Origin of the sequence: Aeromonas sp. Marseille-Q5825 (assembly GCF_946892685.1) — a bacterium.
In the GTDB taxonomy this organism is placed as follows: Bacteria; Pseudomonadota; Gammaproteobacteria; order Enterobacterales; family Aeromonadaceae; genus Aeromonas; species Aeromonas rivipollensis.
Window position 1 is genome coordinate 31,826 of sequence record NZ_CAMPOU010000003.1, and the last position, 23,649, is coordinate 55,474.

At 62.7% G+C, this 23,649-nt stretch carries 23 protein-coding genes; 14 read left to right on the plus strand and 9 right to left on the minus strand.

Features of this window, described 5'->3' with window-relative positions:
• Positions 1–8: 8 nt before the first annotated feature.
• A complete protein-coding gene (gene carA / locus OC537_RS08500) occupies positions 9–1,145 on the minus strand; it encodes a glutamine-hydrolyzing carbamoyl-phosphate synthase small subunit (RefSeq protein WP_163153793.1) in 1,137 nt (378 codons plus the stop codon).
• Positions 1,146–1,814: 669 nt separating this feature from the next.
• Entirely contained in the window at positions 1,815–2,627 is an 813-nt protein-coding gene (gene dapB, locus OC537_RS08505) for a 4-hydroxy-tetrahydrodipicolinate reductase (protein WP_139745168.1), read from the minus strand.
• 321 nt (positions 2,628–2,948) lie between these two features.
• On the opposite strand from dapB, the gene OC537_RS08510 reads away from it, so the two are divergent.
• The 4 genes from OC537_RS08510 to serA all read left to right on the plus strand — a co-directional run bounded on the left by OC537_RS08510 (position 2,949) and on the right by serA (position 7,539).
• Positions 2,949–4,295, plus strand: a complete 1,347-nt coding sequence (locus OC537_RS08510; protein ID WP_262110787.1) for a Na+/H+ antiporter NhaC family protein — start codon at positions 2,949–2,951, stop codon at positions 4,293–4,295.
• 133 nt (positions 4,296–4,428) lie between these two features.
• Positions 4,429–5,025: a 5-formyltetrahydrofolate cyclo-ligase gene (locus tag OC537_RS08515; RefSeq protein WP_025327395.1), complete on the plus strand. Its 597-nt coding sequence runs from the start codon at positions 4,429–4,431 to the stop codon at positions 5,023–5,025.
• 170 nt (positions 5,026–5,195) lie between these two features.
• Positions 5,196–5,849, plus strand: coding sequence for a ribose-5-phosphate isomerase RpiA (gene rpiA, locus OC537_RS08520; protein ID WP_025327396.1), 654 nt, complete (start codon positions 5,196–5,198; stop codon positions 5,847–5,849).
• 457 nt (positions 5,850–6,306) lie between these two features.
• The gene (serA, locus tag OC537_RS08525) at positions 6,307–7,539 is read left to right on the plus strand and encodes a phosphoglycerate dehydrogenase (RefSeq protein ID WP_262110788.1); all 1,233 of its coding nucleotides are present in this window, start codon (positions 6,307–6,309) and stop codon (positions 7,537–7,539) included.
• A gap of 211 nt (positions 7,540–7,750) precedes the next feature.
• Here serA and OC537_RS08530 read toward each other — a convergent pair whose 3' ends face one another.
• Positions 7,751–8,131: a diacylglycerol kinase gene (locus tag OC537_RS08530; protein ID WP_106886448.1), complete on the minus strand. Its 381-nt coding sequence runs from the start codon at positions 8,129–8,131 to the stop codon at positions 7,751–7,753.
• Between the two features lie 141 nt (positions 8,132–8,272).
• On the opposite strand from OC537_RS08530, the gene OC537_RS08535 reads away from it, so the two are divergent.
• Positions 8,273–9,337, plus strand: a complete 1,065-nt coding sequence (locus tag OC537_RS08535) for a 3-deoxy-7-phosphoheptulonate synthase (protein WP_106886447.1) — start codon at positions 8,273–8,275, stop codon at positions 9,335–9,337.
• A 202-nt stretch (positions 9,338–9,539) separates the two neighbouring features.
• Here OC537_RS08535 and OC537_RS08540 read toward each other — a convergent pair whose 3' ends face one another.
• The 3 genes from OC537_RS08540 to OC537_RS08550 all read right to left on the minus strand — a co-directional run bounded on the left by OC537_RS08540 (position 9,540) and on the right by OC537_RS08550 (position 12,155).
• Complete coding sequence (locus tag OC537_RS08540) at positions 9,540–10,325, minus strand: ATP-binding cassette domain-containing protein (protein ID WP_262110789.1); 786 nt, start codon at positions 10,323–10,325, stop codon at positions 9,540–9,542.
• Positions 10,312–11,319: a vitamin B12 ABC transporter permease BtuC gene (gene btuC, locus OC537_RS08545; protein WP_111912660.1), complete on the minus strand. Its 1,008-nt coding sequence runs from the start codon at positions 11,317–11,319 to the stop codon at positions 10,312–10,314. The genes OC537_RS08540 and btuC overlap by 14 nt, the downstream gene beginning before the upstream one ends.
• Before the next feature lie 86 nt (positions 11,320–11,405).
• Positions 11,406–12,155 carry a substrate-binding periplasmic protein gene (locus OC537_RS08550; RefSeq protein WP_163153781.1) on the minus strand — a complete coding sequence of 250 codons (750 nt, stop codon included), beginning with the start codon at positions 12,153–12,155 and terminating at the stop codon, positions 11,406–11,408.
• A gap of 112 nt (positions 12,156–12,267) precedes the next feature.
• Here OC537_RS08550 and OC537_RS08555 point away from each other — a divergent pair, with 112 nt between their 5' ends.
• The 3 genes from OC537_RS08555 to glgC all read left to right on the plus strand — a co-directional run bounded on the left by OC537_RS08555 (position 12,268) and on the right by glgC (position 15,347).
• Positions 12,268–12,624 (plus strand): DMT family protein, encoded by a 357-nt coding sequence (locus OC537_RS08555; protein ID WP_010675200.1) that lies wholly within the window; start codon positions 12,268–12,270, stop codon positions 12,622–12,624.
• A 55-nt stretch (positions 12,625–12,679) separates the two neighbouring features.
• The gene (tapW, locus tag OC537_RS08560) at positions 12,680–13,819 is read left to right on the plus strand and encodes a type IVa pilus ATPase TapW (protein WP_139751448.1); all 1,140 of its coding nucleotides are present in this window, start codon (positions 12,680–12,682) and stop codon (positions 13,817–13,819) included.
• A 256-nt stretch (positions 13,820–14,075) separates the two neighbouring features.
• Positions 14,076–15,347, plus strand: a complete 1,272-nt coding sequence (gene glgC, locus OC537_RS08565; RefSeq protein WP_111912664.1) for a glucose-1-phosphate adenylyltransferase — start codon at positions 14,076–14,078, stop codon at positions 15,345–15,347.
• A gap of 104 nt (positions 15,348–15,451) precedes the next feature.
• Here the strand turns inward: glgC and OC537_RS08570 are convergent, their stop codons facing one another.
• Genes OC537_RS08570 through OC537_RS08580 form a run of 3 tightly spaced genes read right to left on the minus strand, consistent with a single transcriptional unit; the run spans position 15,452 to position 18,274 of the window.
• Entirely contained in the window at positions 15,452–15,694 is a 243-nt protein-coding gene (locus tag OC537_RS08570; RefSeq protein ID WP_163149245.1) for a FeoC-like transcriptional regulator, read from the minus strand.
• A gap of 43 nt (positions 15,695–15,737) precedes the next feature.
• On the minus strand, positions 15,738–18,008 hold the full coding sequence (gene feoB, locus OC537_RS08575) for a Fe(2+) transporter permease subunit FeoB (protein ID WP_262110790.1): 2,271 nt from the start codon (positions 18,006–18,008) through the stop codon (positions 15,738–15,740).
• A gap of 38 nt (positions 18,009–18,046) precedes the next feature.
• Entirely contained in the window at positions 18,047–18,274 is a 228-nt protein-coding gene (locus OC537_RS08580) for a FeoA family protein (protein WP_262110791.1), read from the minus strand.
• A gap of 120 nt (positions 18,275–18,394) precedes the next feature.
• On the opposite strand from OC537_RS08580, the gene OC537_RS08585 reads away from it, so the two are divergent.
• The 6 genes from OC537_RS08585 to OC537_RS08610 all read left to right on the plus strand — a co-directional run bounded on the left by OC537_RS08585 (position 18,395) and on the right by OC537_RS08610 (position 23,437).
• Entirely contained in the window at positions 18,395–18,724 is a 330-nt protein-coding gene (locus OC537_RS08585; protein ID WP_262110792.1) for a translation initiation factor, read from the plus strand.
• Between the two features lie 256 nt (positions 18,725–18,980).
• Positions 18,981–19,538: a TMEM165/GDT1 family protein gene (locus tag OC537_RS08590; RefSeq protein ID WP_106886435.1), complete on the plus strand. Its 558-nt coding sequence runs from the start codon at positions 18,981–18,983 to the stop codon at positions 19,536–19,538.
• A 208-nt stretch (positions 19,539–19,746) separates the two neighbouring features.
• Positions 19,747–20,685 carry a DUF2157 domain-containing protein gene (locus OC537_RS08595; RefSeq protein ID WP_262110793.1) on the plus strand — a complete coding sequence of 313 codons (939 nt, stop codon included), beginning with the start codon at positions 19,747–19,749 and terminating at the stop codon, positions 20,683–20,685.
• 93 nt (positions 20,686–20,778) lie between these two features.
• A complete protein-coding gene (locus tag OC537_RS08600; RefSeq protein ID WP_262110794.1) occupies positions 20,779–21,786 on the plus strand; it encodes a DUF4401 domain-containing protein in 1,008 nt (335 codons plus the stop codon).
• 216 nt (positions 21,787–22,002) lie between these two features.
• Positions 22,003–22,500 carry a GDYXXLXY domain-containing protein gene (locus OC537_RS08605; RefSeq protein WP_106886432.1) on the plus strand — a complete coding sequence of 166 codons (498 nt, stop codon included), beginning with the start codon at positions 22,003–22,005 and terminating at the stop codon, positions 22,498–22,500.
• Between the two features lie 163 nt (positions 22,501–22,663).
• Entirely contained in the window at positions 22,664–23,437 is a 774-nt protein-coding gene (locus tag OC537_RS08610; protein WP_404840733.1) for a substrate-binding periplasmic protein, read from the plus strand.
• The last annotated feature ends 212 nt before the right edge of the window (positions 23,438–23,649 follow it).

Genomic DNA, 23,649 nt, shown 5'->3' on the forward strand with positions numbered 1-23,649 from the left:
TTATCCTCTTAGGCGCGATACTGCTTAATCAATTCAATAAAGTGGTCGAACAGACCGGCACAATCGTGGGGGCCCGGGCTCGCTTCGGGGTGACCCTGGAAGCTGAAGGCCGGACGATCGGTGCGATGTATGCCTTGCAGGGAGCCGTCGAACAGGGAGACGTGAGTGGCACGCAGGCACTCCGGCAGGCTGTTCTCGTCCACCGCAAACCCATGGTTCTGGGCTGTGATCATCACTGTGTTGTCATCCAGACTCTTCACCGGGTGGTTGGCACCGTGGTGGCCGAACTTCATCTTGACTGTCTTGGCGCCGGAGGCCAGACCCAGCAGCTGGTGACCCAGGCAGATCCCGAACACAGGAGTGTTGGTATTGAGGAAGGTCTTGATGGCCTCGATGGCGTAGTCGCACGGCTCGGGGTCACCGGGGCCGTTGGAGAGGAAGATGCCATCGGGGTTCATCGCCAGCACCTCGGCGGCCGGGGTCTTGGCCGGCACCACTGTCAGGCGGCAGCCACGGTCCACCAGCATGCGCAAGATGTTGCGCTTGACGCCAAAGTCGTAGGCCACCACGTGGTACTTGAGCTCGTCGGCCGCCGGGGTAACGTGCCCCTTGCCAAGCTGCCAGCTGCCCTCGGTCCAGGCGTAGGCGTCAGACACAGTCACTTCCTTGGCCAGATCCATCCCCTTGAGGCCGGGGAAGGCGCGGGCCTGGCTCAGGGCATGGGCTTCATCGAGCTGCTTGCCGGCCAGGATGCAACCGGCCTGGGCACCTTTTTCGCGCAAGATGCGGGTCAGTTTGCGGGTGTCGATGTCGGCGATGCCAACGATGTTGTGAGACTTGAGGTAATCGGAGAGGGATTGCTGATTGCGGAAATTGGAGGCAAGTATCGGAAGGTCCCGGATGATCAATCCCTGCGCGTGGATTTGACTGGACTCTTCATCTTCGCTGTTGGTGCCGGTGTTGCCTATATGGGGGTAAGTGAGGGTGACTATCTGACGGGAATAAGAGGGATCGGTGAGGATTTCCTGATAGCCCGTCATCGACGTATTGAAAACCACTTCACCAACGGAACATCCCTCGGCGCCTATCGACACGCCTTTGAACACAGTTCCATCTTCCAGCACTAGCAATGCAGTGTGATTCAAGACAACCTCCAGTTATTTAGCTTTAAATTCAGCAATTTACCTGGGTGTTGCGGGTCCGGACGCTGTTTGAAACAGGGCTCAAACCCGGCAGATTTCTGGCAAATTGGGCGCATTCTACTTAAAAACGATCGCATTTCAACGTCTTTTCTCGTTTGAAATGCATCTAAATTCAATAAACAAGCAACATTACCCATTATCTATGCACTAAGGCGCTTTGCAACCCCCTCCCCCAAAAGAAAAGCCAAAACCCGAAACAAAAGCACCCACCCATGCCACCCAACAGACAAAAATCGATATTTTATCGTTAATAAACAGATGAATATGAATTTAAAAAATAAAAAACGAAAGCCAAAAAGTGCCATTTGGCGATAGAAAACTGACCGAGAAAAATAGAAAACGTTTTTCTTTAATTGCATTTTTAGTCTGTTTGGCTGGATGTGAAAAAAGCGGACTACAGGGGAGATTGAGACCCAGTCCCGTTACCCTCTGATGACATTTTTGTCGCAGGAGTGTGGCGAAGAAATGGGAAGGGGGAGATTTAGGCAGGTTCACCACAAAAGTGGCGCTTAACGCTCATTTTTACAAAAAACCATAAACAAAACCCCGGCGAGCCGGGGTCTGACAACCTGAACGTAGAGAGGAGAGCCCTGGTCGGGCTCCCGCTGTGTACTATTTCAGGTCGAGTACGTCCTGCATGTCGTAGAGACCCGCCCCCTGCTGGCCGAGCCACTTGCCCGCCCGCACGGCGCCATTGGCAAAGGTCAGACGGCTCGAGGCCTTGTGGCTTATCTCCACCCGCTCGCCGATGTCGGCAAACATGACGGTGTGCTCCCCCACCAGATCCCCGGCGCGAATGGTGGCAAAGCCGATGGTGTTGCGATCCCGCTCGCCGGTGATCCCCTCGCGGCCATAGACGGCGCACTCTTTCAAGTCACGTCCGAGGGTCTTGGCCACCACTTCCCCCATGGAGAGCGCGGTGCCGGACGGTGCATCCACCTTGTGCCTGTGGTGCCCCTCGATGATCTCGATGTCGGTGTAATCCCCCATCACCTTGGCGGCCTGCTCCAGCAGCTTGAACACCAGGTTGACGCCGACCGAGTAGTTGGACGCGAAGACGATGCCGATCTGCTTGCCCGCCTCGTGCAGCGCGGCCTTGCCTGCCTCATCAAAGCCGGTGGTGCCTATCACCATCTGCTTGCCATGGGCCAGGGCGAAGGCCAGGTTGGCCAGGGTCACCTCGGGACGGGTGAAGTCGATGATGAGATCAAACTCATCTCGCACCTTGTCCAGGCTGTCGCTGATGATGACCCCAAGTCGGCCCAGGCCATTGAGTTCACCCGCATCCAGGCCTATCACGGCAGAGCCGGGTCGCTCCAGCGCCGCACCCACCACCACGCCCTCGGCGTTGGTGATGGCCTCCAGCAGCACCTTGCCCATACGACCATTACAGCCCATCACGGCCACACGGATCGGATTGTCCATCTCCACCCTCTCATCTCTTTATTATGGAAAGAGACCGTTTTACCAGCCCGCGCCGGCTTTGAAAAGCCTTCCGTGGCCGTTCGCATAGCACCGCCACATCAACAACAAATAGTTATTAAATCCGAATAATTGACGGATTTAATCAGTACATCAGAATCACAAGAGAAAAAGGCTTATCCATCTGGACGTCTATCTTGACCAAATGCCACCGACTCACTACTGTAAGCCCCCCATAGCGGCAGGATGCCTACCCTGTGACCGAGCAAACTCGGGCCAACACAGGCTGCGACAGGAGGTCATTGTTCAAGTTTCGAGGAACACATGATCCAGACCCAACCCAGTGCCAGAGCCCTGCTGCCTCTTCTGGTCTTTCTTGCTCTCTTCATCGGTACCGGCACCTGGCTGACCCTGCAGGGGGTCGAGTTCGCCTTCTACCAGCTGCCCGCCCCCGTGGCCGCCCTGCCCGCCGTCATGCTGGCGCTGATGCTGGGCAAGGAGGGGTTCAACAAGAACCTTGAGACCTTCTTCAAGGGGGTGGGTGACAGCAACATCATGGCCATGTGCCTCATCTATCTGCTGGCGGGCGCCTTCGCCACCGTGGCCAAGGCCACCGGCGGGGTGGATGCCACGGTCGCCCTCGGCCTGTCGCTCATCCCGGGCTGGTTCCTGCTGCCGGGGCTCTTCCTCATCTCCGCCTTCATTGCCACTGCCATGGGCACCTCAATGGGCACCATAGGGGCCGTAGCCCCCGTGGCCCTCGGCGTCGCCCAGGCCACCGGCATAGATCCCGTGCTGATGGCGGGCACCATTCTCTCCGGCGCCATGTTCGGCGATAACCTCTCCATCATCTCGGACACCACCATAGCCGCGACCCGCAGCCAGGGCTGCGAGATGAAGGACAAGTTCCGCGAGAACGTCAAGATTGCCACCCCCGCCGCCGTGCTGGTGATCCTGCTCTACCTGCTGCTGGGCTCCACCGGTGATGCCCCCACCGCCACCGCCAGCGCGGATCTGCTCAAGGTAATGCCCTATCTGCTGATCCTGGTGCTGGCACTCGGTGGCATGAACGTCTTCGTGGTGCTCGGCCTTGGCATACTGGCCGCCGGTGGTGTAGGCATGATCGGAGGCTATCCCCTGGGCCAGTTCAGCAAGGACATCTACCAGGGCTTCACCAGCATGCAGGAGATCTTCCTGCTCTCCATGCTCATCGGCGGCCTCGGCGCCCTGATGGAGCGCCAGGGTGGGCTGGCCTGGATCAGCGCCCGCATCGCCGCCCTCATCGCGCGCTTCACCCGTCATCATGACGGCGAGCAGAACGAGAAGGCGGCCGAGCTCGGCATAGCCGGGGTGGTGGGTCTGACCAACCTCTGCACCGCCAACAATACAGTGGCCATCATAGTCGCCAGCAAGGTGGCCCGGGATCTGGCGGAACATCACGGGGTCACCCCGCGCCGCGCCGCCTCCATGCTGGATATCTTCTCCTGCGTGGTGCAGGGCTTGATCCCCTGGGGCGCCCAGGCGCTGCTGCTGGGCTCCATCTTCGCCCTCTCCCCCCTGGCCGTGGTGAGCATGAGCTTCTACCCCATGGCCCTGGGGATGGCCGCCATAATCGCGGTGTTCGTCAAGCATCAGCTGCGTACGGCGGCCGAGCCCTCCCCCCAGAGCTGAGTCAGGGCCCTCGCTGGCCGGGGACGATCCCATCGTCCTCGGCCAGATCCAGGCACAGTCCCTTCCCCACTTTTCATCCTGATGGCCCCTTGTTAAGGTAACCCTGCCCTTTAGCCCCACCACAGGAGCCCCCATGCCGGATACCCAACCCGAGCGGCAGAGCCTGCGCCAACTCATCCGCCAGCGCAGAAAGAGCCTGAGTCAGGCCGAGCAGCAGGCGGCGGCCCAGCAACTGGTCACGCGTTTTCAGGAACACCCCGAGATCCAGGCGGCCAGACGCATCGCCCTCTATCTGGCCAATGACGGCGAGCTCGATCCCCTGCCCGCCATTCATTGGCTCTGGAGCCAGCGCAAGGAGGTCTACCTGCCGGTGCTGCACCCCTTCACCCCGGGTCACCTGCTCTTCTTGCGCTACACGGCTACCAGCCCCATGACCCGCAACCGCTATGGCATCGCCGAGCCCGAACTCGATGTGCAGCAGGTGCTGCCCCACAGCATGCTGGATCTTATCTGCACCCCGCTGGTGGCCTTCGATGCCGAGGGCAACCGGCTCGGCATGGGGGGCGGCTATTACGATCGCACCCTGGCCTGCTGGCACGAACACGGGCTCGGCCCAAGACCGCTGGGGCTCGCCCACGACTGCCAGCAGGTGGAGTCCGTGCCCCAGGCGCAGTGGGACGTGCCGCTGCCCCAGATCATCACCCCCGCCCGTTGCTGGCGCTTCTCCTAGCAGGCTCGGCCCTGCTGCCGGGGGCAGGTTCCCCTTCCCCCGGCCCTTGGCTCAATAAACAGGCAAACGATTTACATCTTGGGGCTTTTTGCCCCGGAACGTGACCGCCATGGTCGCTCTGGACAGGATGCTTGGATATAATGCGCCCGCTTTTTCCATAAGGATCCATCATGACTCAAGATGAAATGAAGAAGGCGGCCGGTTGGGCTGCGCTCAAATACGTGGTACCCGGCACCATAGTCGGGGTGGGCACCGGCTCTACCGTCAATCACTTCATCGACGCACTGGCGACCATGAAGGACGAGATCAAGGGCGCGGTATCGAGCTCCATCGCCTCCACCGAGCGCCTCAAGGGTTTCGGCATCCCGGTGTTTGATCTCAACGACATCGATGCCCTCTCCGTCTACGTGGATGGCGCCGACGAGATCAACGGGACCCGCGACATGATCAAGGGCGGTGGCGCCGCCCTGACCCGCGAGAAGATAGTCGCCGCCGTGGCCGACCAGTTCATCTGCATCATCGACAACACCAAGACAGTCGAGGTGCTGGGCCAGTTCCCGCTGCCGGTGGAAGTGATCCCCATGGCCCGCGAATACGTGGCCCGCGAGATCAGGAAGCTTGGTGGCAACCCGGTGTGGCGTGAGGGTGTGGTGACCGACAACGGCAACATCATTCTGGACGTCAAGGGCATGGCCATCACAGACGCCAAAGGGCTGGAAGTGCAGCTCAACGCCATCGTTGGCGTGGTCACCAACGGCCTGTTCGCCCACCGCGGCGCTGACGTGGTACTGATCGGTACTCCGGATGGGGTCGTCACCCAATAAGGCATCTGCCATGGTCGGCGTGGTCACCAACGATCTATCTTCCGCCCACCGCGGCGCCGACGTGGTACTGATCGGTACTCCGGATGGGGTCGTCACCCAATAAGGCATCTGCCATGGTCGGCGTGGTCACCAACGATCTATCTTCCGCCCACCGCGGCGCCGACGTGGTATTGATCGGCACGCCAGAGGGCGTAGTCACGCAATAAGGCTGACTGCCGGAGTGCTCGCGGGGTCACCAGACCCCCATTATTGCCCCCGCGAATGGACAACGGCGCCTGATGGCGCCGTTTCTATTTATGGCTCAATGGGTTGCACCAAGCAGGCTGCAAAAAACGTTGATAACTTCAAAGAATTTGACTTTCGTCACAAATATTCCCTCTCCCAAACGTTTTTGCTACTTTACGGTTTTCTTCACACTGCAAGCCTGAACGCATTTTCAAACAATAGAGGGAACGTCATGACAGCCAAGTTTTCGCTGGACAAGGATAAGATCAAAGTACTGCTGCTGGAGGGAGTGCATCCCAACACGGTAGAGACCTTTCGGGCAGCCGGATACACCAATGTTGAGTATCTGAAGACCTCACTGTCGGAAGATGAGCTGATCGAGCGCATTCGTGACGTGCATTTCGTGGGCCTGCGTTCACGCACCCAGATCACCGAGAAGGTGCTGGATGCCGCCGGCAAGCTGGTCGCCATCGGCTGCTTCTGCATCGGCACCAACCAGGTCTCCCTGGATGCCGCCCACGTGCGCGGCATTCCCGTCTTCAACGCCCCCTTCTCCAACACCCGCTCCGTGGCTGAACTGGTGCTGGGGGAGATACTGCTGCTGCTGCGCGGCATCCCCGAGAAGAACGCCAAGTGCCATCGCGGCGTCTGGGAGAAACTCGCCAACCGTTCGGTGGAAGCCCGCGGCAAGAAGCTCGGCATCATAGGCTACGGCCACATCGGCACCCAGCTTGGCATCATCGCCGAGATGATCGGCATGAAGGTCTACTACTACGACATCGAGAACAAGCTCTCTCTGGGCAACGCCATCCAGGTGCCGAACCTGGTGGAGCTGCTCAACATGTCTGACGTCATCAGCCTGCACGTGCCGGAAACCGCCTCCACCAAGGATCTCATCGGCGCCGAGCAGCTGCGCATGATGAAACCGGGCGCCATCTTCATCAACGCCTCCCGCGGTACCGTAGTGGACATCGATGCCCTGGCCGATGTCATCAAGAGCGGTCACCTCTCCGGCGCCGCCATCGACGTCTTCCCGAGCGAGCCCAAGTCCAACGACGAGGAGTTCCTGACCCCGCTGCGCGGCCTGGACAACGTCATCCTGACCCCCCATATCGGCGGTTCCACCCAGGAAGCCCAGGAGAACATAGGTCTGGAAGTGGCCAACAAGCTGGTCAAATACTCAGACAACGGCTCCACCCTCTCCGCCGTCAACTTCCCGGAAGTCTCACTGCCGGGCCACAAGGGCTCCAGCCGTCTGCTGCACATCCACCGCAACCAGCCGGGCGTGATGAACCAGATCAACCAGATCTTCGCCGACGAGGGGATCAACATCGCCGGTCAGTACCTGCAGACCAGCAGCGAGATCGGTTATGTGGTGATCGACGTGGAGACTGAGCACAGCGAGAAGGCGCTCTCCCGTCTCAAGGAGATCAACGGCACCATACGTGCCCGGATCCTGCACTGATGCCCTGAGCCGGTTGCTCGGATAACAAAAAGCCCGTCTCGATGACGGGCTTTTTTATGCCGCGATGCTCAACGCACGTCCGCGTCTTTGCTCCTTTGCCCCCTTCTCCCCTCGCGGGAGAAGGGTTGGGGATGAGGGGCGAGAAGATACAACCCTCACCCTGCCCTCTCCCAGAGGGAGAGGGTGCAAACTCACCCGCAAGATATGTGCTCTACCACCACCCCAGCAGATTGCGGCCAATCAAGGCGCCCCACACCAGGGCATTGAGGGCAAGGGCGATAAAGACGGCGGCGGAGCCGAGATCCTTGGCGCGCCCCGACAGCTCGTGATGCTCTGAGCCGATGCGATCCACCACCGCCTCTATGGCGGAGTTGAGCACCTCGACGATCACCACCAGCCAGCTGATGCAGATGAGCAGCAGGATCTCGTTGAGGGAGTCGCCGAGCCAGCCGGCCAGCGGCATCAGAGCCAAGACAAGCACCAGCTCCTGACGGAAGGCCGCCTCGTTAATCCAGGCCGATTTGAGACCCTTCATGCTGTAACCGGTTGCGTTGATGATGCGGGTGACCCCGGTCGCGCCTGGCTTTGCCACGATAACTACCTCATTTGAAATGGCTTTTAGGCTCACATCCTATCAGAGCCTCCCAAGGTTTCCATCGGGGGAGTTTTGCTTTATTTTATCCCCTTGCATTTTGGCATCCCGCCCCCCTTATTCACTCGAGAATAGAGTCGTATGTCCATTCACACCGATGAATTGCGCACCCGTCGCCTGGAGTCCCTGATCACTCCGAGCGAGCTGGCGCACGCCTTCCCGTTAAACGACACCGTCGCCCAGAATCTGCTGGATGCCCGCCACGATGTAGAAGCCATTCTGGCCGGTGAGGATCAGCGCCTGCTGGTCATCGTCGGCCCCTGCTCCATCCACGATCCGGCCGCCGCCCGCGAATACGCCCAGCGCCTCAACACCCTGCGCGAGCAATATAAAGAGAGCCTGTGCATAGTGATGCGCACCTACTTCGAGAAGCCGCGCACCATAGTCGGCTGGAAGGGGCTGATCAACGATCCGCGCCTCGACGGCAGCTTCGACGTGAATGAAGGGTTGAAGCTGGCCCGCCAGCTGCTGGTGGACATCAACGAGATGGGCATGCCCACCGCCACCGAATTCCTCGACATGGTGACCGGCCAGTACATCAGCGACCTCATCACCTGGGGCGCCATCGGGGCGCGCACCACAGAATCCCAGGTGCACCGCGAGATGGCCTCCGCCCTCTCCTGCCCGGTGGGCTTCAAGAACGGCACCGACGGCAACACCCGCATCGCCATCGATGCGGTGCGCGCCGCCCGCCACAGCCACATCTTCTATTCCCCGGACAAGGACGGCAAGATGACCATCTACCGCACCGCCGGCAACCCCTATGGCCACGTGATCCTCCGTGGCGGCCACAGGCCCAACTACGACACCGCCAGCATAGACGAGGCCTGTGAGGCCCTGGCCGACGTGGGCCTGCCCGAGCGGCTGGTGGTGGATTTCAGCCACGGCAACAGCATGAAGGATCACCGTCGCCAGCTGCTGGTGGCGCAGGATATCTGCGATCAGCTGCGCCGCGGCCGCACCGGCATCGCCGGCATCATGGCCGAGAGCTTCCTGGTGGAAGGGCGTCAGGACGTGGAGAACGGCTGCGCCGTCACCTTTGGTCAGAGCATCACCGATGCCTGCCTGTCGTGGGAAGACACAGAAACTCTGCTGGCCATGCTGGCCGAAGCGGCCCAGGTGCGGCTGGACAAGCAGAAAGCCTGAGCAACCGCTCAACGCGCTATCTACCAATTCAAAGAGCCAGGCATCACGGATGCCTGGCTCTTTTCATTTCCACGGTGACTCACTCGGCTCCTTCTTGGCGTCACTCAGCCTCTGCAGGTTATCAATGCTGTATCCGCAGTATACGGAGCGGCTCCCTTCTCCCCTTGCGGGAGAAGGGCTGGGGATGAGGGGTAAGCCCGCCTCACAGGCTCGGCATAAACCAGGTGCGGCCGGCCGCCTCGACGCGATCCGTTTTGATCTGGAACACCCGCTCCAGCAAGGCTTCGTCGATGACATCCACGCCCCCCTCGCTCACCACCCTACCTTGCTGCAGGCAGAGGATGCGATCCGCCCAGTCGATGGCCAGGTTGATGTCGTGGATGGCGATCACCACCAACAGACCTTGTCGGGAGAGGCGCTTGAGCAGCCGCAGCAGGGCCAGCTGATGGTGCAGATCCAGCCCCGCCAGGGGCTCGTCCAGCAGCAGCACCCGCCCATCAGTGTTGAGGCCGGGCCACAGTTGCAGCAGGGTGCGGGCGATCAGCACCCGCTGCTGCTCACCGCCGGAGAGGCGGCTGAAGTCCCGCGCCAGCAGGGCATCCAGCTCCAGCGCGGCGCAGATCTCGGCCACCGCCCGACCCTGTGATTCCGGCAGCCCCCCCTCCTCCAGTCCCAGGCTCAGTACCTGGAACACCGGGATATGGAACAGCTGGGGTTGACGCTGGGGCAACATGGCGCGGCGCCTGGCAAGCTCGGGCCAGCTCAGGTCAGTGAGCACTTCACCACCCAGCAGCACGGCGCCTTCGGCGGGCAGAATACCCGCCAGGGCACCGAGCAGGGTCGACTTGCCGCTGCCGTTGGGGCCGAGCAGGGCGACCAGCTGGCCCCCGGCCCAGGCGAGATCCAGGGGCGCGAGCCGCGCGGGGATCCCGAGGGCCCGCGCCTCCAGCAGCCAGAGGGGATCGGGGGAGGACTTAACGGGAGACATCGGCATCTTGCCTCAGCAGCAGGTAGATAAAGAGCGGCGCCCCGACCGAGGCGGTGATGACGCCGATGGGTAGCTCACCGGCACTAAGGGCCGAGCGCGCCACCAGATCGGCACCCAGCAGCAGGGCGCCCCCTCCCAGCGCCGAGGCGGGCAGCAGGAAGCGCTGATCGCTGCCGCCGCACAGCCGCAGCAGGTGGGGCACCACCAGGCCGACGAAACCGATGACACCGCACAGGGACACCGCGACCCCGGTGAGCAGGCAGACCGCCAGCACCAGCCGCACCCGCATCCTGTCCACGTTCATCCCCATCAGCCGGGCCTGGGTCTCCCCCAGCAGCAGTTGTTGCAGCGCCCTGCCCTGCCAGCAGAGCCAGCCGAGGGTCAGCGGCAGCACCAACCACCACCAGCCGAGCTGCTGGCTGCCATAGGAGAGGCTGCCCATCATCCAGAACATGAATTCCCGCAGGGAGCCGTCGTCGGCAAAGTACATCAGCCAGGTCATGGCCGCATTGGTGAGGATGCCGATGGCCACCCCGAACAGCAGCAGCCGGGTATGGCCGAGCCTGGCCCGGCGCGCCAGGTGGATGAGCAGCATGGTCACCACCAGGGCGCCACCAAAGGCCGCGAGCGACAACCCCCAGCCCGGCAGGTAGACGCCAAGGGACTTGGCCACCGCCATCGCCACCATGGCGGCGAGGCCAGCCCCGCTCGAGACGCCGAGCAGGCCGGGTTCGGCCACAGGGTTGTGCAGCATCACCTGCAGCACGGCCCCGCCACAGGCGAGCGCCGCCCCCGCCAGCAGGGCCAGCAGGGCGCGCGGCAGGCGCAGATCCAGCAAGATGCGCAGCTCCAGCTCCCCCAGGGGCTGCCAGGGCAGCAGCACGAACTCCCCCAGGGCAAGGGAGAGCAGGAAGAGGGACAGGACCAGCAGCGACAGGGCGAGCAGCCAGTGGCGCTGCCAGCGCTGCTGGCGATGGATGAGAGCGAGATACACGCGGGATCCCCGAAATGAGACAGGTGCCGCCCCGAACCGGGGGCCAGCAGGAAAGCAGCATGATAACAGCGCGTTACCACCCAAGGTCAAGGCTGGTAAGGCTTGGCCAGCGCCTCTATCTCGCCGCTCTCCACCATGGTCTGCAACGCCTGCGCCAGTGCAGGCCCGAGATCATGGTGGGGTGAGTGCTTGCTCATGCCCAGATAGAGCACCACAGGGTGGGGCGGGCGATAGTCCGCCTTGATGAGACCGGCGTCGTTGCGCTGGCTCAGGGCGTAATCCACCTGGCAGTCGGTGCCTATCATCAGGGGCAGATGGCCCCGCTCCACCATGCGCTGCAACTGATCCTCGGTGGGCACCCCGTGCTTGTCGAGCTGGCCGTCGTCGTCGAAGGGGGCGAAATAGGCGGAGTTGAGCACATAGCCTATCTCCCTGCCGCGCAGATCCTCGTAGGTTTTCAGGGTGGCCACCGCCGCCGCCTTGCCGTAGAAGGCCGGCCGGCACTGGTAATAGGCTGGTTGCAGGTAATCGATGAAGGCCGCCCGCTCCGGGGTGTGGGCCAACCCTATCATCAAGTCCGCCTGACCTGTCTGCATCTGCTTGAGTGCCCGTCCCCAGGGCACCCGCTTGAGGGTGAGCGCTATGCCGCTGCGAGCCTGCAACTGGCGCAGAATGTCGATATCCAGACCATGGAACTCGTCGTTCTGCGCGAGCATGCGAAACGGGGGCCAGACATCGGTCACCACCGTCAGGGTTGGCGCGCCGTTTGCCATAGCGGTAACGGGCGTCATACAGGCAAACAACAGACAAAGCACTCCCCAGCTTGTCTTGCCCATCCAGTTTCAACCTTCTGTTGTCACATCCTTGTGGGTTAAAAATACCCTCATGTGCCACTTATGAAAACCCATGGAGTCGAGATAAAATGCATTGATTTCAAAGGAGAACCTAATGAACCCTATCATGACCAGTATCGGTCTGCTGATCTGCAGCAACGTCTTCATGACCTTCGCCTGGTATGCCCATCTCAAGAGCATGAACCACAAACCCTGGATCATCGCCGCCCTGGTGAGTTGGGGTATCGCCCTGTTCGAGTACCTGTTGCAGGTGCCCGCCAACCGCATCGGCCACACCGTGCTCTCGGTCGGTCAGCTCAAGATACTGCAGGAGGTGATCACCCTCACCGTGTTCGTTCCCTTCTCCATCTTCTATCTGAAAGAAGACCTGAAGTGGGACTACCTCTGGGCCGGCCTGTGCATCCTGGGCGCGGTGTTTTTTGTGTTTCGCGAGAAACTGACCGGTGCCTGAGGCTGTACACTCAAGCACATTGCTCCCCCTATTTCTTTGAGTGACGAGGCAACACATGGAATTGCGAGACATGCTACAGATCCTGGCCAAGCAGGATGGCTCCGACCTCTATCTCTCCACAGGGGCGCCCCCCTGCGCCAAGTTCAACGGCGCCCTTAGCCCCCTGAACGAGGTGCCGCTCGAGCCGGGCGAGGTGGCCAGGATAGCCGCCGAGCTCATGGACTCGGAGCAGAAGCAGCAGTTCGAGAAGGAGCTGGAGATGAACCTCGCCATCTCCCTGCCCCAGATAGGCCGCTTTCGGGTCAACATCTTCAAGCAGCGCAACGAGGTCTCCCTGGTGGCGCGCAACATCAAGACAGAGATCCCCCGCTTCGAGGATCTCAAGCTTCCCCCCGTGCTGCTCGATACCATCATGGAGAAGCGCGGCCTGGTGCTCTTCGTCGGCGGCACCGGTTCGGGCAAATCCACGTCGCTCGCGGCCCTCATCGACCATCGCAACCGCAACAGCGGCGGCCACATCATCACCATCGAGGATCCGGTGGAGTTCGTCCATCGCCACCGCAAGAGCATCATCAACCAGCGGGAGGTGGGAGTGGATACCCGCAGCTTCCACGCGGCCCTGAAGAACACCCTGCGCCAGGCGCCGGACGTCATCCTCATCGGTGAAATTCGCGACCGGGAGACCATGGAGCATGCGCTGGCCTTCTCCGAGACCGGGCATCTGGCCATCTCCACCCTGCACGCCAACAACGCCAACCAGGCGCTGGACCGCATCATCAACTTCTTCCCGGAAGAGCGCCGCCCCCAGCTGCTCAACGACCTTGGCAACAACCTCAAGGCCTTCGTCTCCCAGCGGCTGGTAAAGACCACAGACGGCGGCCGCCGGGCGGCGGTGGAGGTCATGCTCGGCACCCATACCATTCGCGATCTCATCAAGCGCGGCGAGTTTGGCGGCCTCAAGGAGATCATGGAGAAATCCAGGGCCCTTGGCATGGTCACCTTCGACAGCACCCTGTTCGATCTGGTGGTGGAGGGGGTGATAGACGAAGAAGAGGCGGTCAAGAACGCAGATTCCCAGAACAACCTGCGCCTCAAGATAAAGCTGTGGAGAGAGAAGGGGCAGATAGGCAACAGTGCGGCGGCCAGCGGCTGGAGCCTGGAACCCACCAAGGATGATAACAACGATCTCTTCTAGTCTGGCGCCCCCTCCCCCGCAACACCCGGCCGCCCTCGCGGCCGGGTGTTCGATAAGAGCACGGCTGACCCCCTCCCTTCGCTCTGCCCTCTGCCCATCATGCGACCACAAACCGAGCCATCTTCCTGATTGGCAATGGCGCTCGCTCACATAAATGACAAAAAAATCAATTTGAATCCCCTGCTGATTGAAAGCCCTTTCAAACGGGCCTCAAAAGAGGCACCATTGAGGAGGTATATCAATAAAGGGGTATTCAATGTTGTTACAACCAGCCAACACAGCAAGGTCCAGGCAGTTATTGAACGAGACCATGGCGTTGGTGTTAGCCGGGGGGCGAGGCAGTCGGCTCCAGCAGCTGACGGACAGCAGGGCAAAACCGGCCGTTCATTTTGGTGGCAAGTTCCGCATCATCGACTTCGTTCTCTCCAACTGCATCAACTCCGGGATCCGCCGGATCGGCGTGGTCACCCAGTACAAGTCCCACAGTCTGCTGCGTCACCTGCAGTCGGGCTGGTCCTTCCTGCGCTACCAGATGAACGAATTCATCGAGCTACTGCCGGCCCAGCAGCGCATTGACGAGGTCAGCTGGTATCGCGGTACCGCCGATGCGGTCTACCAGAACATGGACATCATTCGCGAGCACGGCCCCAAATATGTGGTGGTGCTGGCGGGGGATCACATCTACAAGATGGATTACGCCGCCATGCTGCTCGATCACGTCAACCTGGGCAGCCGGGTGACGGTGGCCTGCATCGAGGTGCCGCGCCAGGAGGCCAGCGCCTTTGGCGTGATGGCGGTGGATGAGAGCCGCAAGATCAACGCCTTCGTCGAGAAGCCCGCCGACCCGCCCGCCATGCCGGGCAAACCCGACACAGCGCTGGCCTCCATGGGGGTCTACATCTTCGACGCCGATTACCTCTATCAACTGCTGGAAGAGGATCTCGCCAACGAGCAGTCCCACCACGACTTCGGCATGGACGTGATCCCGCGGGTGGTCAAGGAGGGCACCGCCTATGCCCATCCGTTCAGCCTCTCCTGCGTCGGCTGCTGCCCGCAAAAGCGCCCCTACTGGCGCGATGTGGGCACTGTGGACTCCTTCTGGGAGGCGAACATGGATCTCGCCTCTGTGACGCCCGAGCTCGACATCTACGATCAGGACTGGCCCATCTGGACCAGCCAGAAGATGACGGCCCCCGCCAAGTTCGTGCAGGATCAGAACGGCCAGCACGGCATGACCATCAACTCCCTGTTCGCCGGCGGCACCATAGTCAGCGGCTCCTTCATCGTGAGCTCCGTGCTGTTCAACAACGTACGGGTCGACTCCTTCTGCACCCTGGATCAGGCGGTGATCTTCCCCGGGGTCGAGATAGGGGCCGGTTGCCGGTTGCGCCGGGTGGTGATCGACAAGGGCTGCCGGCTGCCGGAAGGGCTGGTGGTGGGGGAAAACGCCTGCGAGGATGCCCGCCGCTTCTACCGCTCCGAGCAGGGCATAGTGCTGGTCACCCAGGAGATGCTGGCCAGGCTGTGATGGCCACATCTGCCCGCCCCGCTTATCGGCAACAGACGCAAAGCAAGAGACCCGCCAATGGCGGGTCTCTTGTTGTCAGATGACGCTCTCAGGCGGCAGCGCGTTCAGCGCCGCTGTACCAGGCCGATCCGGCCTGGTTCGCACCACTCGAACATCACCTCCTCGCTCTTGCCGCAGCAACTGCCGCCGCACACCCGGGTCTCCCGCTTGGTGACGCGGCCCTTGCGCATCCAGACACCGAGCATGGCCTCCACCGCATCCTCCGAGGTGTGGAAGTGGCGGGCCAGATCCCGCCGGCTCACCCTCTGCTGCGCCGCCAGATAATCACCCAGCTCTCGCAATATCATGGCGTGACCTCCCCTCGATGGGTCCATTCCCTCTTTTGCGCCGTCACAGGGTCACCACCTTGCGGGCGACTATATCCCCGTGGCGACGACCGAACCACCACAGCAGCGCCAGGGAGAGCCCGTAGCTCAGGGTCCAGAGCAGGCTCTGCTCGGGGTGAGCGGCAAAGGTCGCCAGCTGGTAGAAGAGGGTGGCACACATGAAGGCCATGTAGTTGCACCAGGCGGCGGTGAACAGGGCCCACTGGCGGCCGGTCTCCCGTACCAGGGCGCCCATGGCGGCGGCACAGGGCATGTAGAGCAGCACGAACAGCAGGTAGGCGAAGGCACCGGCCGCCCCGTCGAAGTGGGTCTGCATGTTGCCGTAGGTGGAGGTATCCACCTCCTGGGCCTCGGCGGCCGCCTGCTGATCCGCCAGCTCCCCGACCTTGAGCCCCATGGGATCGGCGGGATCTATGTCCGCCAGGTTGGCGGGAATGGTGGCCAGCGCCTCCTTCAGGCTCCCGAGCAGGGAGTATTCACTCTCCTCCTCGTCACCGGCGCTGCCGGCATAGAGGCTGTTGAGAGTGGCCACTACCGCCTCCTTGGCGAAGATGCCGGTGAGGATGCCGACCGTGGCCTGCCAGTTCTCTTCCCGGATCCCGATGGGGTGCAGCACCGGGGTCACCGACTGGCTGATCTTGCTCAGCACAGAGTTTTCCTGATCCTGGTTGCCGAAGCTGCCGTCGGTGCCCAGCGAATTGAGCACGCTCAGCACGGCCACCATCAGCACTATGGTCTTGCCCGCGCCGAAGATGAAAGCCTTGAGTTTTTGCCAGGTGCGCAGCCCCACGTCCACCGGACGGGGCCACTCGTAGTCCGGCATCTCCATCACCATGGAGTCACTCTTGCCCGGCAGCAGGGTACTGCGCAGGAAGAGGCCGGTGAGCACGGCCACCAGTATGCCGAGCAGGTAGAGGCCGAACACCAGGTTCTGGCCCGACTCCGGGAAGAAGGCCACCGCAAACAGGGCATAGACAGGCAGCCGGGCACCGCACGACATGAAGGGCGCCATGGCCGAGGTCATCAGCCTCTCGCGCTCCGACCCCAGAGTGCGGGTCGCCATCACCGCGGGCACTGTGCAGCCAAAGCCCATCAGCATGGGGACGAAGGCCTTGCCGGGCAGGCCGAGGCGGCGCATCAGGGCATCCACCACGAAGGCGGCGCGGGCCAGATAGCCCGAGCTCTCCAGCACGGCGAGGAACAGGAAGAGGCAGCCCACCACGGGGATGAAGGTCGCCACCGTCTGCAGACCGGCGCCGACGCCGTCCGCCAGCACGGCCCCCAGCCAGTCGGGTGCCGACACCAGCCCCAGCAGGTGATGCACCCCGTCCACGAAGAGGGCGCCCCCCAGGATGTCGAAGAAGTCGATGAAGGCGCTGCCCACCTTGATGGCGAACATGAACATCAGGTACATCACCAGCAGGAAGAAGGGGATGCCCACCCAGCGGTTGAGCAGCACCCTGTCCAGCCGCTCGCTCTGGGCGACGGTGAGCTTGTCCTGATGGCGGCACGCCTGCTGACACCAGTGGTGGATGTGGCCGTAGCGCAAGTCAGCCAGTTGCAGATCTATGTCCTGGGCGTGGTGGGCACGGCTCACCACGTTGTCGGCCGCCGCCTGCTGACCCGCCGCCAGGGTCTCCTGCATGACAACGTCCTCCTCCAGCAGACGCAGGGCACGGCCGCGGTCATTGAGGTGGTGGGGGGCGAGCAGGGTCTCAAGCTCGGCGATGTCGGCTTCCAGCGGCTGACCGTAATCGAGCACCAGGGCGGGCTGGGGCTGGCCGATGAACTGGTGGATCTGCTCCTTGAAGGCCGCCACCTGCTGGCGATTGTGGGCCGAGAGCGACACCACGGGGCAACCGAGTGCCTGACCGAGCAGCCCCTCGTCTATGGTGATGCGGCGCTTTTGCAGCAGATCCATCTTGTTGAGCACCACCACCATGGGCAGGCCCAGCTCCCGCAGTTGCAGGGTGAGATAGAGGGAGCGTTCAAGATTGGCGGCGTCGATGACGTTGAGCAGCAAATCCGGCTGCTGGCCCTGCACGAAGCGGCTGGCGATCTGCTCGTCCAGGCTCGCCTCCTGATTGGCCAGGGAGTAGATACCGGGCAAGTCCACCAGGGTGTAATCCTGCCCCTTGGCGGAAAACTCGCCCATCTTCTTGTCGACGGTGACCCCGCTCCAGTTGCCCACCTGCTGGCGGGCACCGGTCAAGGCGTTGAACAGCGACGTCTTGCCGCTGTTGGGGTTGCCGACCGTTACCAATGCGTAATTCATAGCCGTGCTACCTCTATTGTCTGCTGAACCCGACGAATTCATACCGGCTCGACCTCGATCTGCTGGGCCAGGCTCTTTTGCATGGAGAGGCAGATGCCCTGGCACTGGATCTGGAGCGGGTCCCCCAGGGGAGCCGCCCGCAGATAGAGGATCTCGGTCTGGGGCAAGAGCCCCATCACCATCAGCTTGCGTCGCAAGGCGCGGCCAAGATGGTTCATGTTCTTGATGCGAGCACGCTGCCCCGGCGACAACTCTGTGAGTACCATGACGGGCTCCTGAAGTTAAACAAGAATAATTCGCTTTTAGTGGGGAGGATTATAAGCTGTGCCCCCAACATTTATTTGCGTAAAATCAAACTCCGCTTAGCTAACCGACAAAGTATTGCCATGAGTCACGACAACAACAGCCGCCTGGTCTACAGCACGGACGGCGGCATGATCAAGGAATCCACCCCCACCCAGAGCGCCTCCCCCTTCCCCGCCGACGGAGTCGTGCGCATCCGCCGCGAGACCAAGGGGCGCAAGGGCGCCGGTGTCATCACCATCCACGGCGTGCCGGCCGACAAGCAGAAAACCATCGCCACCCTGCTCAAGAAGAAGTGCGGTACCGGCGGCGGCCTCAAGGAGGGGATCATCGAGATCCAGGGGGACAAACGGGACCTTATCAAGGCCGAGCTGGAGAAAGCCGGCTTTCAAGTCAAGCTGGTGGGCGGGTGATCCCCCAGCCACACGCCTTGCTTCAGAGGACGTTTTTCCCTAGAATGCCGGCTCCCATCGAGGGGGAGTAGTCTCGCCACGGGTGCCAACCCGGTGCGCGATCCTGATCAACATACTTGGTGCCAACTCACCATGGTCAGGGTGATCCGGGCAATGCCGGATTTGACAAGACCTTTGACGGGCCAGTGCCAATACCGGGGACGGATGGCGCAGGCTTGTCTTTGGTTTATAACAATTCCGTCCCCCGGTCATATTTATGGAAGCCTTGTTAACCTCAACCCTGAGCGTGGCCATCGCCGAGATCGGCGACAAGACCCAGCTCCTGGCGTTGCTGCTCATCTGTCGTTTTCGCAAACCCTGGCCCATCATCGCCGGCATGCTGGTCGCCACCCTGCTCAACCATGCGGGTGCCGCCTGGATAGGGGAGTTCATCAGCAGCTGGATGGACCCCAAGGTGATGACCTGGCTGGTCGCCGGTGCCTTCATCGCCATGGCGGTCTGGATCCTGGTGCCGGACAAGATGGACGATGAAGAGAGTTCCCTCGACAAATACGGCCCCTTCATGGCCACCTTCGTGCTGTTCTTCATCGCCGAAATAGGCGACAAGACCCAGATAGCCACTGTGCTGCTGGCGGCCAAGTACGACTCTCTCACTCAGGTCATCACGGGCACCACCCTCGGCATGATGCTGGCCAACGTGCCCGTGGTGCTGCTTGGCAAGCTCGGCGCAGACAAGCTGCCCCTCCAGGGGATCCGCATCGCCTGCGCCATTCTCTTCGTGGGCCTGGGCGCCAGCACCCTGATCTTCGTCTGACGCGCCAGCAACGAGGGGATAGGATGGGCGTGAGCACCCATCCATATCCCCCTCTGCCCGTCATCAGAGCCCCCTCCTCCCGGTCGGGGCTTTTTTGTCGTCCGCTCCTGCCTCCCTGTCGCATCAGCGCCAGCGGGGTCTGCCCCGGGACGCGGCGCCGTGCCATAATGCCTTACCATTCAGGCACGACGGCACCAGGAGCCTCGCCATGCTCGTCACCTCAAGACAGACCCTGCTCGACTGGGTCAGACGCGGTCGTCTCCCTCGGGAGTCATTGCCCGCCGCCCTCGCCCTCTGCGATCTGCCCCCGGCCCCCGTGCGCTGGCAGTGGCTGTTCGACAGGCTGCTGCTCTGGCTCGGCTGCCTCTGCCTGGGGGCTGGCCTGGTGTTTTTCGTCGCCTTCAACTGGCAGGCGCTGGGCCGCCTCTCCCGCCTCGCCCTGCTGGAGCTGCCCCTGCTCGCCATGCTGCTGGTGCTCTGGCGCAAGCCCCTGGCCGACACCCCGCGCCAGGCCCTGCTGCTGGCGGTGGCCCTCAACATAGGCGCCCTGCTGGCCCTGGTGGGTCAGACCTACCAGACAGGTGCCGATCCCTGGCAGCTCTTCGCCACCTGGGCCCTGCTGCTGTTGCCCCTGGCGGCGCTCGGCAGGAGCCCCCTGCTCTGGACGCTCTGCTGGCTGCTCGGCCAGCTGGCCCTGGTGCTCTACTGGCGTCTCGGCCTCATCGATCTCTTCTTCTCCTTCAATGAGGAGGCCCTCGGCTGGTGCCTGACCCTGCTCAACGCCGCCCTCTGGGGGGCGCTCATCCTGGCCCCAGCGCGCCTCGGGCTCATGCCCTCCTGGCTCCCGGGGCTGGCCGCCGGGCTCGGGGTCACCCTGCTGGCCCTGCTGGCGCTGTTTGATGCCGCCTCCCCCTGGGTCTGGCCCGCCTGGCTCGCATGGCTTGGGGCCGCCTATCTGCGCTGGCACCACAGGTTTATCGCCGGGCTAGCCATGGGGTGCCTGAGCCTTATCGCCGTCATTCTCGCGGCGCTCGGCAAGTGGATGGAGCCCGACATGAACGGCTTCCTGCTGCTGAGCCTGATTGCCATCGGCCTCTCTGTCATAGCCAGCCGCTGGCTACAACAACAACGGAGGTCCCATGCCTGAGCCGATCCTCTGGTCACCCCTGCTGGCCATCCCATCGCCATCGGACTTTCATGGTCATGGCCAGCCGCTGGCTGCAACAACAACGGAGGCAGCATGTCTGATCTGAGTCCTTGGGAGAGGCTGCGGGCCGCCCATCTGGTGGAGGGCGACGCCCCTCAAGACGAGCAACCCCACTGGTCGAGCCGCTTCCTGCTCGGCATGGTGGGCTGGCTGGCCGCCCTCTTCCTGCTGCTCTTCCTGTTCATGGCCTTCGAGAGCCTGATCCGCGAGGCAAACCACGCCCTTGTCATGGGCACCCTGCTGATGGCCGCCGCCCTCGGCCTCAACCGCCTGGCCCGGCGCAGCGATCTCTGGGATCAGTTCGTGCTGGCGCTCGCGCTCGCGGCCGATGCCTGGCTGCTCTATGGCCTCATCGACCAGATTGACCCCCACTCGGCCCCGCTCTGGCTGGGACTGGCCCTGTTGTCGCTGGCCATCGCCGCCCTGTTCGAGCACTGGCTGGTTCGCCTCTTCCACAGCTTCGCCGCCGCCATCCTGCTGACCATGGGGCTCGCCTGCCTCGGCCTGCAACTGCTGGCCCTGCCGCTGGTGATGGCCGCCCTCACCTTCTGCTGGCTGCAGGCCGAGCGCGACCCAGAACGCCATTCGCTCTATGAGTCCCTGACCCTGGGGCTGGCGCTCTCCCTGCTGGTGCTGGGCCGGTTGCACCATCCACTCTGGGACGGCGGCACCAGCGCGCTCGACGAGCTCGGGATCTCCCGCCTGCCGCTTATGCTCAATCCCCTGCTCTGCGCCGCCCTGCTGCTCGGGGTCATGGTGAAACTGAAACTGCCGTTGCTCTACGGCCTGCCCCTGGTGGTGATCAGCGCCATCATCCCCGGCATGGGAGCCGGCGCCCTGGTGCTGGTGCTCGGCTTTTATGCCGGGAGCCTGGGGCTCATGACCCTGGCAGGCCTGCTGCTGCTCGGCTTTGGCTCCCTCTACTACTACGATCTCGGGCTGACCCTGATGACCAAATCCTGGCTGCTGCTGGGCTCGGGGGCCCTGCTGCTCGGCGCCCGCCAGTTGTTGAACATCCTCGGCAAGGAGATCGCCTCATGAGACACTTTGCCCTCTTGCTGACCGGCCTCGCCACACCGCCGGGCTCCGGTCCCCTGTTATTCGGCGACGACCAAGGGTTCAAACACCTGCATGGGAGTATCCCCTCATGAGACGCCTTGGTTTCTTGCTGACCGGCCTCGCCACATTGCCGGGCTCCGGTCCCCTGTTGCTCGGCGACGACCAAAAGTTCAAGCACCAGCATGGGAGTATCCCCTCATGAGACGCCTTGGTTTCTTGCTGACCGGCCTCGCCATCCTGGTGGGCATCAATGTCACCGTCTGGCGCTTCGAGCATGCCATGAGCAGCGGCGAGACAGTGCTGCTGGAGCTGGCCCCGGTCGACCCTCGCTCCCTGATGCAGGGGGATTACATGCGCCTGAGCTATGCCCTCGCCCGCCAGTTGGGGAGCCCGCACCAGGAGGGTGCCGCCACCCAGACCCTGGTCATCCGCCTCGATGAGCAGCAGGTGGCACAGCGGGTGGAGGGGGGCACCCCCGACGCCCTGGCCCCGGATCAGCGCCTGCTGCAGGCCCGCTGGCAGCAGGGCCAGTGGTGGATAGGGCCGGATGCCTTCTTCTTCGAGGAGGGAACGGCCGCCCAGTACGAGCAGGCGCGCTATGGCGAATTCAGGCTGCAACCGGACGGCGCAACCCTGCTGGTCGGCCTGCGCGATCAGGCCCTCAAGCCCATAGGCCATACCCGCCCGGCCTGGTGATGGGCCGTCCCGGGAGCGCGCTGCCGCCCCCCTGTTGCGCCACGCCTTGACACAGCAACGGCGATGGCTCGCCCCTTCGGGTGGCGAAACCCGGTGGCTTGGCAACACTTGAAGCTGGGCACTCGGCAGCAGGACGGTCAGGATGAGCGCAGGAATAGGAAGGATCAGGAACAGTACCGCCCTCTTGGCCACACTCTTAGCCACACTCTGGGGCGGGCCGGGGGAGATGGGGCAGGCCAGCGCCAGCCCGGCCCTTGGCAAGCTTCACTACCTCACCGAAGAGTACAAACCCTATAACTTCACCGGGGAAGATGGCACCCCAAGCGGCTTTGCCATCGAGCTGCTGCACCAGGTGTGGCAGAAGACGGGCACCCCGCCCCAGGAGATCAGCATCCTCCCTTGGGCCAGGGGCTACTACCTGCTGACCCAGAAGCCCAACGTGGTGCTCTTCGCCACCGCCCGCACCGAGGCGCGGGATCCCCTGTTCAAGTGGGCCTGTCCCATCGGCTATGCCGAAATCGTACTGATGGGGCTGGCCAGCCATCCCCTCAAGATCGCCCGGCTGGAGGATGCCCAGCAGCACACCATAGGCGCCGTGCGCGCCGATGTGGGGGAGCAGTTGCTGCTCAACAGCGGCTTCGACGAGCAGAAGATAATGACAGCCAACCGCCTCCCCCAGGCGCTGCGGATGCTCACCTCGGGGCGGGTCGACCTCATCTCCAGCAACAAGGCCACCCTGATGGATCTCATCCAGGCCCAGCAGCTGGATCCCGCCCAGTTCGAGGTGCGCTGGGTGCTGAGCTCCGAGCAGTTCTGCTTCGCCTTCAGCCATCCGGTGGACGATGCCCTGGTCAAGGAGTTCCAGCACGGCCTGACCCAGGTGCTGGCCAGCAGCGAGTTCCAGCGGATCCAGCACAAGTACTTCCCGGCGCCCTAGTGTCCTTCGATGCCTGCAGAGAGGCCCGCCATGGGCCTCTCGCTTGCTGGGCACTGCTCTCCTTGCTCAGCCCCGCCCATCCCTTGACCCCCATCACGAACACCATTGAATGTCTGACTCCGGTCGCCCCAAGGGGTGACAGGGGCTGCTCTGGGTCCGTAAAATGACGCTGGGAGTCTGTTGGCCCTCTCTTCGGGCAAGGGGACTGCGCA

Bases quoted from the DNA above. Each gene is read 5' to 3' on its own strand.
- dapB (WP_139745168.1), bottom strand. From the start codon at position 2,627: ATGGACAATCCGATCCGTGTGGCCGTGATGGGCTGTAATGGTCGTATG.
- OC537_RS08510 (WP_262110787.1), top strand. From the start codon at position 2,949: ATGATCCAGACCCAACCCAGTGCCAGAGCCCTGCTGCCTCTTCTGGTC.
- OC537_RS08515 (WP_025327395.1), top strand. From the start codon at position 4,429: ATGCCGGATACCCAACCCGAGCGGCAGAGCCTGCGCCAACTCATCCGC.
- rpiA (WP_025327396.1), top strand. From the start codon at position 5,196: ATGACTCAAGATGAAATGAAGAAGGCGGCCGGTTGGGCTGCGCTCAAA.
- serA (WP_262110788.1), top strand. From the start codon at position 6,307: ATGACAGCCAAGTTTTCGCTGGACAAGGATAAGATCAAAGTACTGCTG.
- OC537_RS08535 (WP_106886447.1), top strand. From the start codon at position 8,273: ATGTCCATTCACACCGATGAATTGCGCACCCGTCGCCTGGAGTCCCTG.
- OC537_RS08540 (WP_262110789.1), bottom strand. From the start codon at position 10,325: ATGTCTCCCGTTAAGTCCTCCCCCGATCCCCTCTGGCTGCTGGAGGCG.
- OC537_RS08550 (WP_163153781.1), bottom strand. From the start codon at position 12,155: ATGGGCAAGACAAGCTGGGGAGTGCTTTGTCTGTTGTTTGCCTGTATG.
- OC537_RS08555 (WP_010675200.1), top strand. From the start codon at position 12,268: ATGAACCCTATCATGACCAGTATCGGTCTGCTGATCTGCAGCAACGTC.
- tapW (WP_139751448.1), top strand. From the start codon at position 12,680: ATGGAATTGCGAGACATGCTACAGATCCTGGCCAAGCAGGATGGCTCC.
- glgC (WP_111912664.1), top strand. From the start codon at position 14,076: ATGTTGTTACAACCAGCCAACACAGCAAGGTCCAGGCAGTTATTGAAC.
- OC537_RS08570 (WP_163149245.1), bottom strand. From the start codon at position 15,694: ATGATATTGCGAGAGCTGGGTGATTATCTGGCGGCGCAGCAGAGGGTG.
- feoB (WP_262110790.1), bottom strand. From the start codon at position 18,008: ATGAATTACGCATTGGTAACGGTCGGCAACCCCAACAGCGGCAAGACG.
- OC537_RS08580 (WP_262110791.1), bottom strand. From the start codon at position 18,274: ATGGTACTCACAGAGTTGTCGCCGGGGCAGCGTGCTCGCATCAAGAAC.
- OC537_RS08585 (WP_262110792.1), top strand. From the start codon at position 18,395: ATGAGTCACGACAACAACAGCCGCCTGGTCTACAGCACGGACGGCGGC.
- OC537_RS08590 (WP_106886435.1), top strand. From the start codon at position 18,981: ATGGAAGCCTTGTTAACCTCAACCCTGAGCGTGGCCATCGCCGAGATC.
- OC537_RS08595 (WP_262110793.1), top strand. From the start codon at position 19,747: ATGCTCGTCACCTCAAGACAGACCCTGCTCGACTGGGTCAGACGCGGT.
- OC537_RS08600 (WP_262110794.1), top strand. From the start codon at position 20,779: ATGTCTGATCTGAGTCCTTGGGAGAGGCTGCGGGCCGCCCATCTGGTG.
- OC537_RS08605 (WP_106886432.1), top strand. From the start codon at position 22,003: ATGAGACGCCTTGGTTTCTTGCTGACCGGCCTCGCCATCCTGGTGGGC.